Origin of the sequence: Pseudodesulfovibrio piezophilus C1TLV30, assembly GCF_000341895.1 — a bacterium.
Taxonomy (GTDB): domain Bacteria; phylum Desulfobacterota; class Desulfovibrionia; order Desulfovibrionales; family Desulfovibrionaceae; genus Pseudodesulfovibrio; species Pseudodesulfovibrio piezophilus.
Genome location: NC_020409.1, coordinates 277,909 through 294,051 on the forward strand (window position 1 = coordinate 277,909; position 16,143 = coordinate 294,051).

Below are 16,143 nucleotides of genomic sequence, written 5' to 3' on the forward strand. Positions count from 1 at the left end.
TTCACACTTTATACGCCAAACCAGTTAAAGGCCTCTGTTGCGTGATTCTGGTAGATGTGTTTAACCTCGGTATACTCTTCGAGGCCAGCTTTTCCCAGCTCTCGACCGAGGCCGGATTGTTTATAACCGCCCCAGGGTGCTTGAACAAAGTAGACGTTGAAGTCATTGGCCCAGATCGTGCCGAACCGAAGGGCTGAAGAGACTCTTTTAATTCGATCAGGGTCTTTGGTCCAAAAGCCTGCTGAAAGTCCGTAGATGGTGCTGTTAGCTCGTTTTACAACCTCTTCTTCAGTGGAGAATCGTTCGACAGTGATAACTGGCCCAAAGACTTCCTCCTGTACGATTTTCATGTCATTCGTGCAGTCTACAAAAAGCGTCGGCATGAAGAAAAATCCATCCTTCAAAGTTGGATCTGTTGGAGTTGTGCCTCCTAAAATCAGCTTGGCTCCATCATCTTGTGCTATATCCATATAGCGTTGAACTTTTTTCAGATGCTGGGCGGAAATGAGCGGCCCCATTTGAGTCTTGTCATCAAATCCATTCCCTATGACGATTTTTTCCATGCGACATTTCAGCGCTTCCACAAACTTGTCGTGGATACCGTCCTGCACCATAATTCGTGCTCCGGCTGAGCATATTTGGCCGGCATGGAAAAAGACTCCATTGAGGGCATAGTCAACGGCCAGATCAAAATCCGCATCATCAAAGATGATATTGGGATTTTTCCCTCCCAACTCAAGGGCAACCTTTTTAACGTTTTCGGCTGCTGCGCGCATTATCGTCTTGCCGGTCGATATCCCCCCTGTGAATGACACAAGGTCAACATCCGTGTTCTCCGCCAATTCAGCCCCAACTTCCGAGCCGATTCCAAGGACGGTATTGACTACTCCCCTGGGAAAGCCCACTTCTTCGGCAAGCTCTGTCACTTTGAGCGTGGTCAAGGGGGTGATCTCGCTTGGTTTCATGACAATGGTACATCCTGCAGCAAGCGCCGGGGCCATTTTCCAGGAAGCCTGGAGGAGGGGATAGTTCCACGGTGATATCTGTCCACAAACACCAACAGGCTCACGAACGAGAGTACTGGATGATGATGGGTTCGGAGAGGCTATGACTTCTCCGGCATCTTTATCTGCTAATCCGGCAAAGTAGCGAAAGATGCCTGCTATGTCGGCCATATCCCACCGGCTTTCTTCAAGCGTCTTGCCTGTATCGAGACTTTCAAGTCGTGCCAATTCTTCTTGATCGCGTTCGATAAGATCTGCCAATTTAAAGAGAAGCCGCGCTCGTTCCGTTGCCGGAGTCTGTGGCCAGCCTCCATTGTCGAACGCGTTTCTAGCCGCTTTGATAGCCGCAATGGCATCCTCTCGTCCGCCTTCGGCAACTGTGGTTATAACCGATGCGTCGTAAGGATTGATTATATCGCGTTTCTTGCCTGATTTGGCTTCAACCCATTGACCGTCGATATAGAGCTTGCTGCGTGTCATCGGTGTCCTCTCATTACTTTTTATTGTTCGTGTTTATAAAAGGGGAGATTCTCCGGGGCAAGTGGGGTATTGCCAAGGATTATGTCTGCAGCTTTTTCTGCAATCATCATAACTGGTGCGTAAATATTACCATTTGTCACATATGGCATGACTGAGGCATCAACAACACGGAGTCCTTCAACGCCATGGACCCGCAGTTGAGAATCCGTAACAGCCATATCATGGGTACCCATAGCGCAGGTACAACTTGGATGGTAAGCGGATTCTCCTTCATTTGCGACAAAGTCGAGAATCTCTTCATCGGTTTGTGCTTGTTTTCCAGGTGCCAATTCTTCACCTCGGAATTCATCAAAGGCTGGTTGAGTCATTATTTCACGTGTTTTTCTGATTGCTTCAACCCATTCACGGCGTTCTTGTTCCGTGGAGAGATAGTTGAACAGGATACTGGGATATTGCGCCGGATCGGAGGATTTGATTTTTACATGACCTCGAATATCCGTATTCATTGGGCCCACATGGACTTGATATCCATGTCCGGTATTTGGGGCAGAGCCATCGTAACGAATGGCGATAGGGAGAAAATGGTACTGGAGGTTGGGATATTTCACATTCTCGTTGCCTCGGATAAATCCACCGGCTTCGAAATGATTCGTTGCAGCTTCTCCTTTGCCAGCCAACAGCCACTTGAGTCCGATGAGAGGCTGGTTGTACCATTTGAGAGCGGGATACATGCTGACAGGTTTTTTACAAGCATATTGAACATAGAGTTCAAGGTGATCCTGAAGATTTTCGCCGACACCCGGAAGATTCTGAACAACATCAATTCCGAGAGAAGAAAGTTCTTCTCCGTTTCCAATTCCGGAAAGTTGCAGTAATTGAGGAGAGTTGATAGCTCCACCGCAGCTTATTATTTCACCAGCGTAGGCTTTGAATGTTTTTTTGCCTCGGGTATATTCCACGCCAACTGCGCGCTTTCCTTCAAAAAGAATACGCGTTGTCAGAGCTTTGCATTTGACAGTCAGGTTTCGACGTTTTTTTACTGGGTGAATGTAGGCGCGAGCGGCATTCCACCGACGACCTTGAAACGTGTTGCGATCAAATTTGCCGAATCCTTCCTGTTGGTATCCGTTAACATCTTTAGTCAGAGGATACCCCGCTTGCTGAACCGCATCGAAAAAGGCTCCAAACAGAGGATTATCATTTTCTGGTGTTGTTAAGTAGAGAGGACCAACAGCTCCTTGATATTCATCAGCACCGGATGTGTGGCATTCGAAACGCTTGAAATACGGAAGGCAGTGGGAGTATGACCAGTTCTCAAGCCCATCTTCCTGAGCCCATTTTTCATAGTCCAGGGCATTTCCTCGGATGTAGATCATTCCGTTGACACTACTGGAGCCACCAAGCACCTTGCCTCTTGGCTGATAGATGCGTCGATTATTCATGTAGGGTTCCGGTTCGGATTCATACCACCAATTGTAGGTTTTCCCTGCAAGGGGATAGGTAAGGGCAGCGGGCATATGAATTCTGAAATCCAATTTGAAGTCTGGATATCCAGCCTCAAGCACAAGAACTTTATTTTCAGGGTTGGCACTCAAACGGTTTGCCAAGACTGAACCTGCGGATCCACCACCGACGATAATGTAATCATACTGCTTCATGTTTTTTCTCTTTAATTGCTATTTGTCGTTTTCTAGAAGGAAGGCTGCATCCGATTCTTGAATGGAGGGTGTCTTATGCTCAACACATTGCCGCAATAGAACATAGTGATGTCCAATAAACGACAAGGCCCGCATCAGTTCTCCCTGAACAATGGCGTTGGCTGTGTCACACCAATTCGTGGCGGCTTTTTTTCGGAAGATAGGGTTTTCATATAAAGCGTAGTCGTAGGAGCTAAATCCCATTTGAATGGCGTTCATGACCCATTCAAAAAGGGGATTCTGGGCCATTTGAGCCAACGTGATATTTAACTGCCTGTCTAATTCTCCACTCGTTATGAGGTCTGGAGTTGGCTCAGTGAGCATGTCTTTCAACTGCAGAGCCTTTGTTAGGAGTGCTTCTTTTTCTGCTTGCGTCGCTTGGGCCATGGCCATTTGGGTGATTGTTCTGTCGAGAGACTCACGAAACTCAATGACTTTTTCAGGAGCAATAGGGTGTTGTTTTAAGAAAAGAGCCAAAGATTCAGAAACATTGCTCACATCAAGCTGGCGAACATACGCTCCACCTTTAGCGCCTTTTTTCACTTCAAGAAGCCCTTTTTGTTTCAGGATTTTGAGCGCTTCGCGCACAACGCCGCGTCCAGTGCCAAATTGTGATTGCATGCCTCTTTCGCTGGGTAATCGTTCGCCTGGAGCAAGTCGGCCATCCATGATTGCAGCTTCAATTTGCAATGCTATTTCTTCACTGGCTCTTCCAGCCTGGACAGGAAGGAAAAGAGAACTCTTTTTATTTTCTGGATTCAATGGTGCTACCTAAAGGATGTTTTTTCGGCATTTATGAGATATAAACGTAATTTTCCCCGTCTTTGGTAGTACCATTCTATGGAAAGGATTAAAAAAGGTCAAGGGGGCACGTCCTTATATTCTTTCCGAAAAAAGAAATATAAGGGTTATTATGTGAAAAGTATTTCAATGACGAAGTGTTATGAGAATTGTACGGAGGATGTGAACAGACTTTGGGGAAGAGGCAACATGTACTCTCTGTTTCGTGTTAATAGGTTGAGCCCAGGAATTGAAAAGAATGGTACGACCAAAAAAGTGGGCTTCTACAGAGGGGGTGTGAATACTCTTTTGATAAACCCAAGTCTCTGTAAGAAAATATAAATTTATGTGATGGGGTGAGATGAGCGGTAAAGAAAAAAAAGACCGCAGTTAAAATCACTGCGGCCTTTTTTTGTTGGATGGAAGAAGATAAAATGGTTACCAGATAGAACGTATCTGGACCCCCTCGTCTTTCATGTATTGCTTGAGTTGAGGGATTGTATAATCCCCGTAGTGGACAATTGAGGCAATCAGTGCGGCAGAGGCGCGTCCTTTTGTCACAGCTTCAACCATGTGTTGGGGACTACCAGCCCCTCCGGAAGCAATAACGGGAATGGTCACAGCTTCGGAAATAATTCTTGTTAATTCAATGTCATAGCCAGTTTTTACACCGTCAGCGTCAATGGAGTTGAGGCAAATCTCACCAGCACCGAGAGCCTCTCCTGTTTTGGCCCATTCGACGGCATCAAGTCCCATGTATTTCCGTCCACCGTGGATAACTATCTCAAAGCCGGATGGAATCTCGTCTGACACATCTACTCGTTTGACGTCCATGCCCAAGACAACGCATTGTGCGCCAAATCGAGCAGCTCCTTCGCTGATGATGTCTGGATTCTTGACTGCTCCAGAATTGACTGAGACCTTTTCAGCACCGGCGAGAAGTACATCACGCATATCATCGACAGTATTTATACCTCCACCTACAGAAAATGGGATGAAAATCTGAGAGGCGACTTTTTCCACGACATCCAGGAAAATTCCACGGGCCTCATGGGAGGCTGTGATATCATAAAAGACAATTTCGTCGGCGCCTTCCTCGTAATATTTTTTGGCTGTCTCAACAGGATCGCCAATGTCGACATTGCCCTCAAATTTAATACCTTTGGTTAGCCGTCCGTTTCGAACGTCGAGACAGGGAATGACTCGTTTACTCAGCATCGGCGGCCTCCTGACAATAATTGTAGAAGTTTTTGAGAAATTTCAAACCGGGGCGCCCACTTTTTTCCGGATGGAACTGGACTGCCCACAATCCTTCCCGGCCGTGAACGGAGCAGAAGTCGATTCCGTATCGGGTTGTCGCGATTACATATTCTTTGGCAGGGGCAGGGAAATAACTGTGCACAAAGTAAAAATCTGCGTCAGGATCTATCCCTGCAAAAAGGTCGCATTCCTGTTGTAGCTCGACTTGGTTCCATCCCATATGGGGGACGCGGATTGGAATATTTTCATAATCTACCCAAGATGGATTGAAAAGGCGGCATTCGCCGGGGATGATTTCAAGTGCTTTTGTATTATTTTCTTCACTGTAATCCAAAAGTATCTGGCAACCGACACAGATGCCAAGCACCGGTTTTTTTTGCCAGATCAAGCTCTTGATAACTTCATCCAGGCCCGCTGAGTGCAATTCTTCCATGGCTTGCCCGGCTGCACCGACACCAGGAAATATGATCCCGCTGGCATCATTCAATTCGTCGGGGTCGTTAGTGATCTTATTCGGGATACCAAGGCTCTGAAGAGCTCGATGTACGCTAGTTTGATTTCCCGCTTTGTAGTCAAAAATGGCGAGCATGTGTCCCTCCGATAAATTTGTCTTCATATGACCACCTAGTAAAAAAAAGTTCGGAAAACAAGGGTTTTTTCGATTTTCAGATTTGTTTATCAAACGGTGTCTTTTGTCAGGGAGAGGTCTGAGGACTCATGATTTTGTTTGGAGCAGAACCTTGTCTGTTCTGTGAGGCTTGTTGAGGGCTGTTTTGGATTGGTGTAATTGGAAACATCGGCGATGCTGTGGTGTCTTTGGATAAGGAGGAAGCTGGCACCGACTTCCTTTCACTAATGCATGCGAAAAGGAATCAGGGAAAAAAAGAAAGAAGCGAGGGCTTATTTTGCCAGGATGCGTAAGAGAAGATCACCTGTGAGTGGGCCAAGCTTTCTGCCAAGCCCCTTGAGACGAATGGGTCTGCCGACGACAAAATCTTCAGGGAGTGTGACTTCAATCGTCTTAGGCCCCTCTGTAAATTTTTGTTCCACAGAGATGCGAACCTTTCGTCCAGGCATGAGATGTGTGGCTGAAAAGTGGACCGTTTGTTCATGGTCCATCTGGTGCTTGAGCCATGATTTGATGGAGCCAGAAACTCCTTTGGTAAAATCAAGGTTGAGAGTACGATCTCCCCAATGGAGTTGGAGTTTCCTTTTTTTGAGCTCCAGTGGTCCCTTGTAACCCGGCTGTTTTGTTCTGATTTGACTATAAATATCCTCAAAGACTTTCTTCGCGAAGGGGTCATTGAGTATTGTCTTAAGAACCTCTTCTTCCTTGTAGTAAAATTTCTGGTGTTTTGAGCGGGTTGATTCTGTTCTTGGTTCAGCCTTGGGGGGTGTCTGCTTTTGCTGCTGTGCGTATTCTTTGGCTCCTTCCGCCTGTGTTTTTTGAGCTTTATGTGAAGTTTTTCGATTTTTCGTTTTATTTTGGTGCTGCTTTTCCAGTAGCCCCTTGGCTATAACATATGCTTCATTTATTTCCCGAAATTTTATACTCGCGCCAGGGGTTGAGTTGAGATCGGGATGATATTTGAAGGCCAATTTTCGAAAGGCGGATTTGACTTCATCTAATCCAGCCCCGGATTTGATGTTGAGTATTCGATAACATTCCTGAAGTGTCATGGACAAAGCCTCATAATTAATCGTCAGAAATCAAAGCATTGGGAGAGCAATCAGGATCATACCGCAAAAGCTCTTCATCTCGCAAATACTGTTTTCCTTGGCGAACGAATTCATCATGTCCTGATTTTGGATTTACTCCAGGGCAATATTCCTGGATCATTTCCCAGCTTGAAGCATCTATGAGATTACCTCGAAAATAAGGCCAAGCTCGACAAATATCGGGTCTTCCCGGATGGACTCCGCAACCTTCCTTGAAGAAGAAACAGTACCCGTCATTCCCTGTGATCAAGTGGAGTTTTCCTCCTCGTTTCTCACTGTATCGAGCAATAAGTTCTTCCACATCGATATTTAGGTGCGCAGCAAGGCGGATGCGATCTTTCTCAGTCAGCACAATTCCACCCTCACCATGACAGCAGTGGCCACACATTTTGCATTCAAAAGCAGGTTTTTTCATTGTCTCATTCCCAGGCGTCGCAATTCAACTTTAAGACATCGGTTTTCAACCACAGTGATGCCGCTTTTATGCAAGATATCACGAGCCTCGGAACTGGATATACCAGACTGCATCCAAAAGCATCCAGGGGAGGGGGACATCTCAAGCGCCTCCTGAGCATGCAGAGGACAGGCGTCGGCATGGCGAAAGACATCAATAATATCAACAGGAATAGGTATCTCTTTGATTGATTTGTACGTCTTGAGTCCCCACACATCTTTTCGGTTGGGGTGGACCGGTATAATATTATATCCCATCGCAATCATTTCACGAGCGACCCCATTTACTGGTCGGTTGGGTTTATCAACTGCACCCACTATGGCAATGGTCTTGACCTTATTGAGCAGGGCTATTAGCTCTTTATCACTGTACTGCATTTCTTTTCCTTGTTTGGGAGAAGATCCTTTTACAGTAATCCAACTCCATTGCCTAGTTGTTATATCCAGGGAGTCATACCATGTTTGATGCAACAAATCATATTCCGGCTGCAGAGCTTGACCGTCGTCATCAAGCAGTTCGTTTACATCTGCAAACAGTCGCTCCTGATGCCGGAGGGATTCTCGTCTTTTCAAGGCTCAATATTTATTATCTGACTGGAACTTTCGGTCAGGGCGTTCTTTGGCTTCCCTTAACAGGTACCCCTGTTCTCCTGTTAAGGAAAGGTGTTGCAAGAGGGCGTTTAGAATCGAGCCTCAAACATATATTACCGTTCAAGTCCTATTCCCAGCTTTCTTCGCTTTGTGCCGACGCAGGAAGTCCATTCACCAAAAGTATGGCCGTTGTTATGGCAGGGTTAAACTGGCAACTGGGAAATATGCTCTCAGCCAAACTGAAAGAGCATACACTCATTCCAGGAGATCAGGCCGTGGCTCTGGCCAAGATGGTGAAATCAGAATTTGAACTTGAAATCCTTCGGCGTTGTGGAGCGTTGCATCATGAGTGTCTCTACAACATCCTGCCCGGATTGATCCATCCAGGGATGACTGAACGCGAAATATCCCATTTGGCGTGGCAGGTTTTCTTTTCTAAAGGACATATGGGGGTTTTACGGATGCAGGCTCACGGGGAGGAATGCTTCCTTGGGCATGTCTCTGCCGGTGACTCCGGGAATTATCCCAGCGCGTTCAATGGGCCTTTGGGGCTGCGAGGAGAGCACCCTGGCTCGGCTCTGATGGGAAGTGCTTACAAAGTTTGGGAAAAGGGGGAGCCGCTCATGTTGGATATTGGTTTTCAGCTTGAAGGCTACCATACAGATAAAACTCAAGCGTACTTTGCTGGTCCTCAAGATTCAATTCCTAGTGAGATTGGTAAGGCTCATGAATTTTGTATCGAAATGCAGAATTGGGTTTGCACACATGCCAAGCCCGGGGTTACACCGAGTGAGCTTTATGCTTATTGCATTGATCAGGCGGATAAGAGAGGTTTCGGTGAAGGGTTCATGGGGCTGGATGAGAACAAGGTCCCATTTATCGGACATGGGATAGGATTGACCATTGATGAATTCCCACCAATAGCCAAAGGGTTTGATATGCCGCTTCAGAAAGGCATGGTGATTGCTATTGAGCCCAAGCAAGGAATTCAGGGAGTTGCCATGGTGGGGGTTGAAAATACTTTTGAAATTACTTCAGATGGTGCTCGGAGTATTTCAGGGGATTCTTATGAAATGGTGCCGGTCTTTTAGAGACACTCCCTTAGTGGTTATTCGCTGTTTCTTTCATCATGGAATAGAGGAAGAGGGGAGAGGTCTGGTTCGATTGTGTGGATCTAAAAAATAAAGTTTTTTGTCGAAGAGGATTTTTTATTACGAGCCACTGAAAGAGGGGCGTACGGTTTAACCGTGCGCCCCTTTTATCTATTGGTAAGCCGCCTCGAAGATCGCGATGACATCCTCTTGAGACATTGTGACTGGCGTTATATCGAAAAGAGCTCCCATGGTTGTCAAAGCATTTTCTGCCAGCATAGGGATTTCTTCTCGGGTGACACCATAATCGGACAACTTCTCGTCCCCAAGTCCGATTTCTTCAATCAATTTGTCCAGTGCATCTAAGAATGCCACACCAGGTATATCCTCTTCCAGGTTTTCCTGGAGAGTGTCACCCATGGCCAATGCAAGGTCTCCAAGTCGTTCTTCTCCACGAGATGCGAGAAAGCCAAAGTAGGCCTTGGATATCAGTACGAGACCGGCTCCGTGGGGGAGATCGGGGTGGAAAGCCGAGAGGGCATGTTCCAGAGAGTGTTGGGAAATGCAGGACGAGTAGGATTCACATAACCCGGCAGCTGAACTTGCCCAAGCCATGACGGTACGCGCCTCAAGATTCTCTCCGTTTGCGACCGCTTCCGGAAGGGTGTGGGCAATAAGGTGAACAGCTTCCAAGGCAAGCATGTCACTTGCGGGTTGACGGCATGTCGCAAGGTATGCCTCCACTGCGTGGAAGAAAGCGTCCATTCCTGTGTAAGCCGTTTGCCGCGGAGGGACAGAAATCATGAGCGCTGGATCGACGATGGATAATGTTGGGAAAGTTGAGTCGTTGCCCCAGCCGATTTTTTCAGCTGAACCTGATTTTGTTATCACTGTCCACGGATCGGCCTCCGTACCAGTTCCGGCTGTCGTCGGGATGGCTACAATAGGTAATGCATTGCTTTGGGGTTCTTCACCGCCTCCTGTGCCGGACTGCATGTAGTCCCAATATTTTCCCGTATTGGTCGCCATGAGAGCAATAGCCTTGGCTGAGTCGATCGTAGACCCTCCGCCGAGACCAATGATGAAATCAATGTCATTTTCACGGCAAATGGCAGCGGCCTCATCAATCATATCAGATTCGGGGTTTGGCATGATTTTATCAAAAACAATGCTTTGTACGTCCTGCTTTGATAAAAGGCTTTGAACACGGGCAAGGTATCCAAGTTTAATCATGATACCGGATTCTCCAACCACGATCATTGCTTTTTTGCCTCGTGGAAGATGTGGACTGTCGCCCAACTGGTTCAGGGTTTCCGGTCCGAAAATGACTCTGGTGGGCATGAAATATTGAAAATTAAGCATTGTTTCTCCTTATGTTGAGCGCTACTTTTCCCACGATTCCAATATGTTTTCAAGTTGAGATTGAGTGAAAAGATCTCTCAGAACCAATGGATTTTGACTCTTTGAGCCAGTAGGGAAAAGAGCCGCAGTCGGAATGGACATGGAGCCGAGGGCTTTAAGAAGCCCCTCATTCTCCAGGTTTTGGTCCGTCATATCCACTTTTACAAAGACCACGTTGTACTTTTTCTTCCAACGAGTGATATTTTCAGGAGTGAGGACTGTCCCTTCAAGCACCTTGCAGGTAGGGCACCAATCTGCCGTGAAATCCAGGAAAAGCTTTTTCTTGCCTAATAGAGTTTGGAATTGGGGTGTAGTGAATGTTTCCCATATCTCGTCATCGACTTTTGAGGGGGTTGTCCACTGAATTATTCCAATAACGAGAACTGCGCATATGATGCGTATCCCCCATTTCCAAAGAGTCCGGCTTGGTCTCGTGCGAACCCATAGCCATCCGCTAAGAACCAACGCCCATAGTGGTCCAAGGATGCGAAGCGAGTTGCCTCCAAGCGCTATTGCGAGCAAATAACAGGCTGTTCCGACAAGAAAAAAAGCGATTCCCTTTTCAACAAACTCTATCCATGGCCCTGACTTTGGTAAAAAACGGGAAAGCTTAGGATTAATGACCATGAGCATGTATGGAGAAGCCATGCCAATGCCAATGAAGACAAAGACAGTCATAAGGATGATTGGGCCTTGTACAAGCGCCCAGCTCAAGACTCCGCCTAAAAAGGGGCCACTACACGGTGTCGCAAGAAGTGTTGTGAGGTTTCCGGTAAAAAAGGCCTGAACTTTGGGATTTTTGCTTTTTGAGCCGAATTTAAGATCAATGACAGGAAGATGGAACAGTCCAAAAAGGCTGAGCGAAAGGGCAAAAATTATCCCTGCCACGCCGAGAACGAGCCATTGGTGTTGAAAGAGCGCACCCCATGCCTGGCCTGTTGCTCCAAGTACTATGGCTAGAAAGATAAAAAAAGTCAGAACCCCAAGCGCGAAGAAAATATTATGCTCTCGAAATGCTGCGATGCGGGATTCCTCATTTCCCAGTGAGCTTGAGTTGAGGAGTGCAGAGAGTTTGAGACTTACCACGGGCAGGACGCAGGGCATAATGTTAAGTATTAAGCCTGCTAAGAGCCCCATAAGTATGGCAGAGAAGATTCCTGTGACCTCAAGTCCGGGTTGGAGATAAAGAGGAGAGAAATTCCATTGAGTGACCTCGTTGTTTTCCTGTACCTTTTCTTGTGGAGAAAGAGGGGATTCCTGCTGTTTTATTGTATTCGAGAGTTTCTGATATTGGGGCCACCAATTTTGTACTTCAGCTTGGGGTAATGTGTCGATGTCGAGAGATTCTCCGAATTGTATGTCGCGTCGAATTGGAACACATCTGGTCGGGTGGCATAGCAGAAGGTCCAAGCGGAGTTGGAAGGGGAACTGGCTTTTCGGTGGAGCCGTGGCAAAAAGCAACGTGCCATTTTTATATTTATAGACAGTAACCGATGGGTCAAAAGCATCTGAACTTTGTATCCCTTCAGGGTAGAAGGGGATGAGAGTTTTTCCATGGAGTGTCTGCCCTGAAAATTTTGTGGGTTTGCCCATGCCGCCAGGGGTATCCGCATAGGTATACCATTCGTGCTCCATTTGAATTTTCACAGTCAGTATTGTTGCTCCTGATTCTGTCCTGAATGCTTGGATCGGGAGCGTCAAAGGAGCCTTGGAAGACGGTAATTGGGCCATGGCCGGGCTGCATGTCATGCATATCAGGATGGCTATAAACCGTTTGGTAAATTGATTGGTTAGGTTCATTTGAGCCCTATGTAAAAAAAGTGAAAATTTGTTGTTGACAAATCTGACTGTGGCTAATAGTAATTCTCTCCGTCGTGCAGCACTGCACGGCACCGAGTGGGTCACTAGCTCAATTGGCAGAGCAGCGGACTCTTAATCCGGAGGTTCAAGGTTCGATTCCTTGGTGACCCACCACTCTGAAATTCATTAATCCCAACAACGCTTGTTTGTTGGGATTTTTCTTTGTCTAATTGCAAGATTGGCGTGATCGTCATGGCTTTGGTTTATCTCTTGATTCTACAAGGTTAATACTCTTGAAGGAGAAAGGGATTCTCTTTTATTCATCCACCGAGCGTATCTTTTGTATCTATCATCTACACATCTTTGATACAACGTCAATGAGAGCTGTGGGATATCAAAGAATGGCACACGTGCAGTGGGTGTATGAACTGCTTCGGTGTCTTTCTCAAACGATGGTAACGTGTTCGAAGGAAGTTGTTTTTGAGTGAGGCGTGTTGTGAACGTATTTGTTATTGAAAAAGCTCAAAGACAACCTCGTTTGCAAAAGGTTGATTTGAGCTTTCATTGGAAATAGCGAAGCGGTGTTCGGTTTTTTGAAATGGTTGTCTAGCCTCCAAACCAACCTGGCGCGACAACTTCCAGAGCTTTCGTGTAATGAACTCGAAGGTCTTCCAGTTTACCTCCAATTACCTTTTCTTGTTCACCCATATTTGTCGGGCAAATTTGCTGCATCTCGTTGGCAATAACTTCCAGTTCTTTTACCGTTGATTTTATCAGGATCACAGTATCAGCAATATCATCCCCTTGGTCAGCTGCAAGGATGTCATACAGACGGGCCTTCCAGGTATTCAACTCCATTTCGAGGCCTTTGCAGTAATGAGCAACGGCTTCCTGTTTTCCAGCTTCAGTCGGGCAGCCGTCAATTCCCATGCAACTGGGGCAGGGACCAGGGTAGTCCATATTGGGCATAGTAAGTCTCCTTTCTCGGTGGGTTGAAGATTTATCCAAGCATATATCAGTGAGAAGAAATGGGAAAGCTTGAGATTTCTATAATAACTCACTTGGGGAATTTTATAATGAATGAAGTAAAATTTGCCCATTGATAGGATGTCATCGAAAGTCTTTTCGACACTTTTTAAGTTGTTTGGGTCCGAGAAGGAGGCTCGATATTCCACAAAAACAGTCATTCGTATTTCCCGGAATAGAGCACTTCATGTTCCCACCCTATCGGCACTGTCTGTTATGAATATTTACGATTGGAGAAGGGGGTGGAGCATGAGAAAACCCCATCCTCATGGAGAATGGGGTTTCTGTGTTATTGGGGAGGAGGCTTCGATCAAGCCTATTTTATCTTTTTTTCGTACTCGTCCTTGAGAGAATTCATGAGTTCTTTCACTGAAACAATTTTATCGACAAGGTAAGCATTGGCTCCAGCAAATGCGAAACCATGCTTGAGTCTACCTCGGTACGCGTTAACCAAGGCCTGGGCTATGCAGTAGGGGGATTTTTCCTCCGCGCAACTGTGGAGGCATTTATGAACGCATCTTTTCGGTTTTTTCAATCCAGTAGCGACAGCATCCAGAAATGCATTTTTTAAGGCTCTTCCAGGCAACCCTACAGGGCTTTTGATGATAGTGACATCATCTTTTTGTGCCTGAACATATGCCCGTTTGAATTTTTCGTCAGCATCGCATTCATAGGTTGCGACAAAGCGGGTTCCCATCTGGACGCCAGCAGCTCCCAGTTCGAGATACTTGGCTATATCTTCACCAGTGTATACTCCTCCTGCGGCTATCACTGGTATTCCTTTATTGTGCTGTTCGCGAAATGGTGTCACTGCCTGAATAACTTCAGACATGATGTTTTCAAGCTGGTATTCAGGCTGTTCGAGTTGCTCTGCCTTGAAGCCCAGATGTCCACCAGCTTTCGGTCCTTCGACAACGAAACCGTCAGGCAGGTAATCAAATTTATTTAACCACTTTCGGCATAAGATAGAAGCCGCACGGCCAGAGGAAACAATGGGAACGAGTTTTGTCTTCATCTCGGTTTTGACATCCTCTGAGACTTCCCGAAGATAGCCGGGAAGATCAAGGGGGAGGCCTGCACCAGAGATAATGATATCAACCCCTTCACGCAGAGAAGTGCGTACCATATCTCCATAGTTGGTCAGGGCGCACATTATGTTAACGCCCAAAAGACCATCAGTCATTTTTGCACGTGCTTTTCTTATTTCTTCAATGAGCCCTCGATGGTCGGCTCCTTCAGGATCTTTGGCGCGTTTTGGATCGCGCATACCTATCATGGATGTTGCTATAACACCAATTCCGCCCTCATTAGCAACAGCGCTCGCGAGACCGGAGAGTGAAATTCCAACTCCCATGCCGCCTTGAATTATGGGCAACTTGGCAGTTAAATCACCAAATGACAAAGTAGGAAGTTTCATGAATATACCTCATCTATAGTATTGAGTATTTCGTATGTGCGCTCAAAATATGGTCAAGTCAAGATAAACAGTCGTTTGAATTGAATTTTATATATGGTTGATATAATTATTGACAATCAACTCAGCGAAATACATGGAGCTTGTAAAGGCTGGGGAAATGGAGTTGAGAATATGGATTGTATTTTCGTGCTTTTCAACGACAAAGTCCATGACAAGTTGACTGGTGCTGACATCAACCAGTTGTGGACGGATACCAACCTTGGAACAGCGAACGAGGTCGTCAGGAGTCAGGTGCTTGACAAGCTTTGCCGCGTCAGAAAAAAAATGTTTGAAAATATATTTCTTAGGCTCTTCTTGTGCAATTCCCCGAAACTTTGGGTTACGTATGAGCAGGTGGATATCTCTGTATAGAATTGAGAGGCTTTCAAAATCAATTCCTTTGAAGAGTCCGTAGTTTTCGCGGCCAAATGCGGGAATGGCTGTCGGTCCAAGATAAACATTGCCATGTGGACTTCTTGTAAAATGAATCCCAAGAAATGGATTTTTGATGTTGGGGACAGGGTATATTGAGCCTCGTATCTTTTGTGCTGCCGACTTTGTGAGTTGATGATAGATTCCCTTGAACGGCAAAAGACGAAATTTTTTTGCAAGACCGAATGATTGAGCCACTTTATCGCTCAATGCTCCAGCTGCATTGATGAAGATTGTATAGGCAATATCTCCTTGATCCGTTTCGATTTGGTCGTTGCCTGGTTTTTTTTTGATAAATTGTGTTTCCCTAAAAAAACGAACTTTACCGGATGATTCCAATTCCAACTTCAGTTGAGCAATAATTGCTTTGGGATCAACGACTGCGGTCATGGGAGAAAAGAGTGCCCGTTCAAAAGTCTTGGCGTTCGGCTCTCTTTCTGCGAGCTGCTTTTCATCGAGCATTTCCACGGTTGCACCATTGGCTTCTGCTCTGCGTTGTAATTCATCAAGAGTGGTCAGTTCTTCTTCATTCCGAGCGACTATAACTTTACCGGATTTAAGGATGGGGAGACCGTACTCTTCGCAATACGCCTGCATACGTTGGTTACCTGTTAGGCACATGTTAGCCTTGAGTGTGCCGGGATCATAGTAGATTCCGGCGTGAAGCACCCCACTGTTTCTCCCGGAAGCATGGCATCCCAACTCTTTTTCCTTATCAAAAATGATAATATCATCTGCTCCGATCTTAAGGAGTTCTCGGGCTAATGTGAGCCCAATTATCCCCCCCCCGCAAATGACTATTTCCCCAGAAAACATGAATTTTATCCTTTTTTCAGCAAGTTGAGGGCACTTTCCTCATCCGTTTTTCTTATCATGTGGGTTTGGACAATGGCTGTGATGAGCACTTCCTCAATCAGCCAGACATCGAGTCCGGGACGAATATATCTATTATG

The 16,143-nt window shown here is 46.1% G+C and carries 14 protein-coding genes and 1 tRNA gene; 2 read left to right on the forward strand and 13 right to left on the reverse strand.

Going from position 1 to position 16,143, the window contains the following annotated elements; genetic code table 11:
* Positions 1 to 8 precede the first annotated feature (8 nt).
* The 8 genes from betB to BN4_RS01435 form a co-directional block, all read right to left on the reverse strand.
* Positions 9 to 1,484: a betaine-aldehyde dehydrogenase gene (gene betB, locus BN4_RS01400; protein WP_015413565.1), complete on the reverse strand. Its 1,476-nt coding sequence runs from the start codon at positions 1,482 to 1,484 to the stop codon at positions 9 to 11.
* 20 nt (positions 1,485 to 1,504) lie between these two features.
* A complete protein-coding gene (gene betA / locus BN4_RS01405; RefSeq protein WP_015413566.1) occupies positions 1,505 to 3,142 on the reverse strand; it encodes a choline dehydrogenase in 1,638 nt (545 codons plus the stop codon).
* Between the two features lie 18 nt (positions 3,143 to 3,160).
* Positions 3,161 to 3,943, reverse strand: coding sequence for a FadR/GntR family transcriptional regulator (locus BN4_RS01410; RefSeq protein WP_015413567.1), 783 nt, complete (start codon positions 3,941 to 3,943; stop codon positions 3,161 to 3,163).
* Between the two features lie 456 nt (positions 3,944 to 4,399).
* Positions 4,400 to 5,179 (reverse strand): imidazole glycerol phosphate synthase subunit HisF, encoded by a 780-nt coding sequence (gene hisF / locus BN4_RS01415; protein WP_015413568.1) that lies wholly within the window; start codon positions 5,177 to 5,179, stop codon positions 4,400 to 4,402.
* Complete coding sequence (hisH, locus tag BN4_RS01420; RefSeq protein WP_015413569.1) at positions 5,169 to 5,810, reverse strand: imidazole glycerol phosphate synthase subunit HisH; 642 nt, start codon at positions 5,808 to 5,810, stop codon at positions 5,169 to 5,171. Before hisH ends, hisF begins: the two co-directional genes overlap by 11 nt.
* A gap of 311 nt (positions 5,811 to 6,121) precedes the next feature.
* Entirely contained in the window at positions 6,122 to 6,901 is a 780-nt protein-coding gene (locus BN4_RS01425) for a J domain-containing protein (RefSeq protein ID WP_015413570.1), read from the reverse strand.
* A gap of 16 nt (positions 6,902 to 6,917) precedes the next feature.
* Complete coding sequence (locus BN4_RS01430) at positions 6,918 to 7,355, reverse strand: YkgJ family cysteine cluster protein (RefSeq protein ID WP_041720079.1); 438 nt, start codon at positions 7,353 to 7,355, stop codon at positions 6,918 to 6,920.
* Entirely contained in the window at positions 7,352 to 7,771 is a 420-nt protein-coding gene (locus BN4_RS01435; protein ID WP_015413571.1) for a CoA-binding protein, read from the reverse strand. Before BN4_RS01435 ends, BN4_RS01430 begins: the two co-directional genes overlap by 4 nt.
* 80 nt (positions 7,772 to 7,851) lie before the next feature.
* On the opposite strand from BN4_RS01435, the gene BN4_RS01440 reads away from it, so the two are divergent.
* Entirely contained in the window at positions 7,852 to 9,075 is a 1,224-nt protein-coding gene (locus BN4_RS01440; RefSeq protein WP_015413572.1) for a M24 family metallopeptidase, read from the forward strand.
* Between the two features lie 171 nt (positions 9,076 to 9,246).
* Here the strand turns inward: BN4_RS01440 and BN4_RS01445 are convergent, their stop codons facing one another.
* On the reverse strand, positions 9,247 to 10,437 hold the full coding sequence (locus BN4_RS01445; RefSeq protein WP_015413573.1) for an iron-containing alcohol dehydrogenase: 1,191 nt from the start codon (positions 10,435 to 10,437) through the stop codon (positions 9,247 to 9,249).
* A gap of 21 nt (positions 10,438 to 10,458) precedes the next feature.
* Positions 10,459 to 12,276, reverse strand: a complete 1,818-nt coding sequence (locus tag BN4_RS01450; RefSeq protein WP_015413574.1) for a protein-disulfide reductase DsbD family protein — start codon at positions 12,274 to 12,276, stop codon at positions 10,459 to 10,461.
* 98 nt (positions 12,277 to 12,374) lie between these two features.
* On the opposite strand from BN4_RS01450, the gene BN4_RS01455 reads away from it, so the two are divergent.
* A tRNA-Lys gene (locus tag BN4_RS01455) sits at positions 12,375 to 12,450 on the forward strand.
* Positions 12,451 to 12,882: 432 nt separating this feature from the next.
* On the opposite strand, the gene BN4_RS01460 is transcribed toward BN4_RS01455, so the two are convergent.
* The 3 genes from BN4_RS01460 to lhgO all read right to left on the reverse strand — a co-directional run bounded on the left by BN4_RS01460 (position 12,883) and on the right by lhgO (position 16,006).
* Positions 12,883 to 13,245, reverse strand: a complete 363-nt coding sequence (locus BN4_RS01460) for a hypothetical protein (RefSeq protein WP_015413575.1) — start codon at positions 13,243 to 13,245, stop codon at positions 12,883 to 12,885.
* Positions 13,246 to 13,618: 373 nt separating this feature from the next.
* Positions 13,619 to 14,719: an NAD(P)H-dependent flavin oxidoreductase gene (locus tag BN4_RS01465; RefSeq protein WP_015413576.1), complete on the reverse strand. Its 1,101-nt coding sequence runs from the start codon at positions 14,717 to 14,719 to the stop codon at positions 13,619 to 13,621.
* Between the two features lie 87 nt (positions 14,720 to 14,806).
* Positions 14,807 to 16,006 carry an L-2-hydroxyglutarate oxidase gene (gene lhgO / locus BN4_RS01470; protein ID WP_015413577.1) on the reverse strand — a complete coding sequence of 400 codons (1,200 nt, stop codon included), beginning with the start codon at positions 16,004 to 16,006 and terminating at the stop codon, positions 14,807 to 14,809.
* Between the last annotated feature and the right edge of the window lie 137 nt (positions 16,007 to 16,143).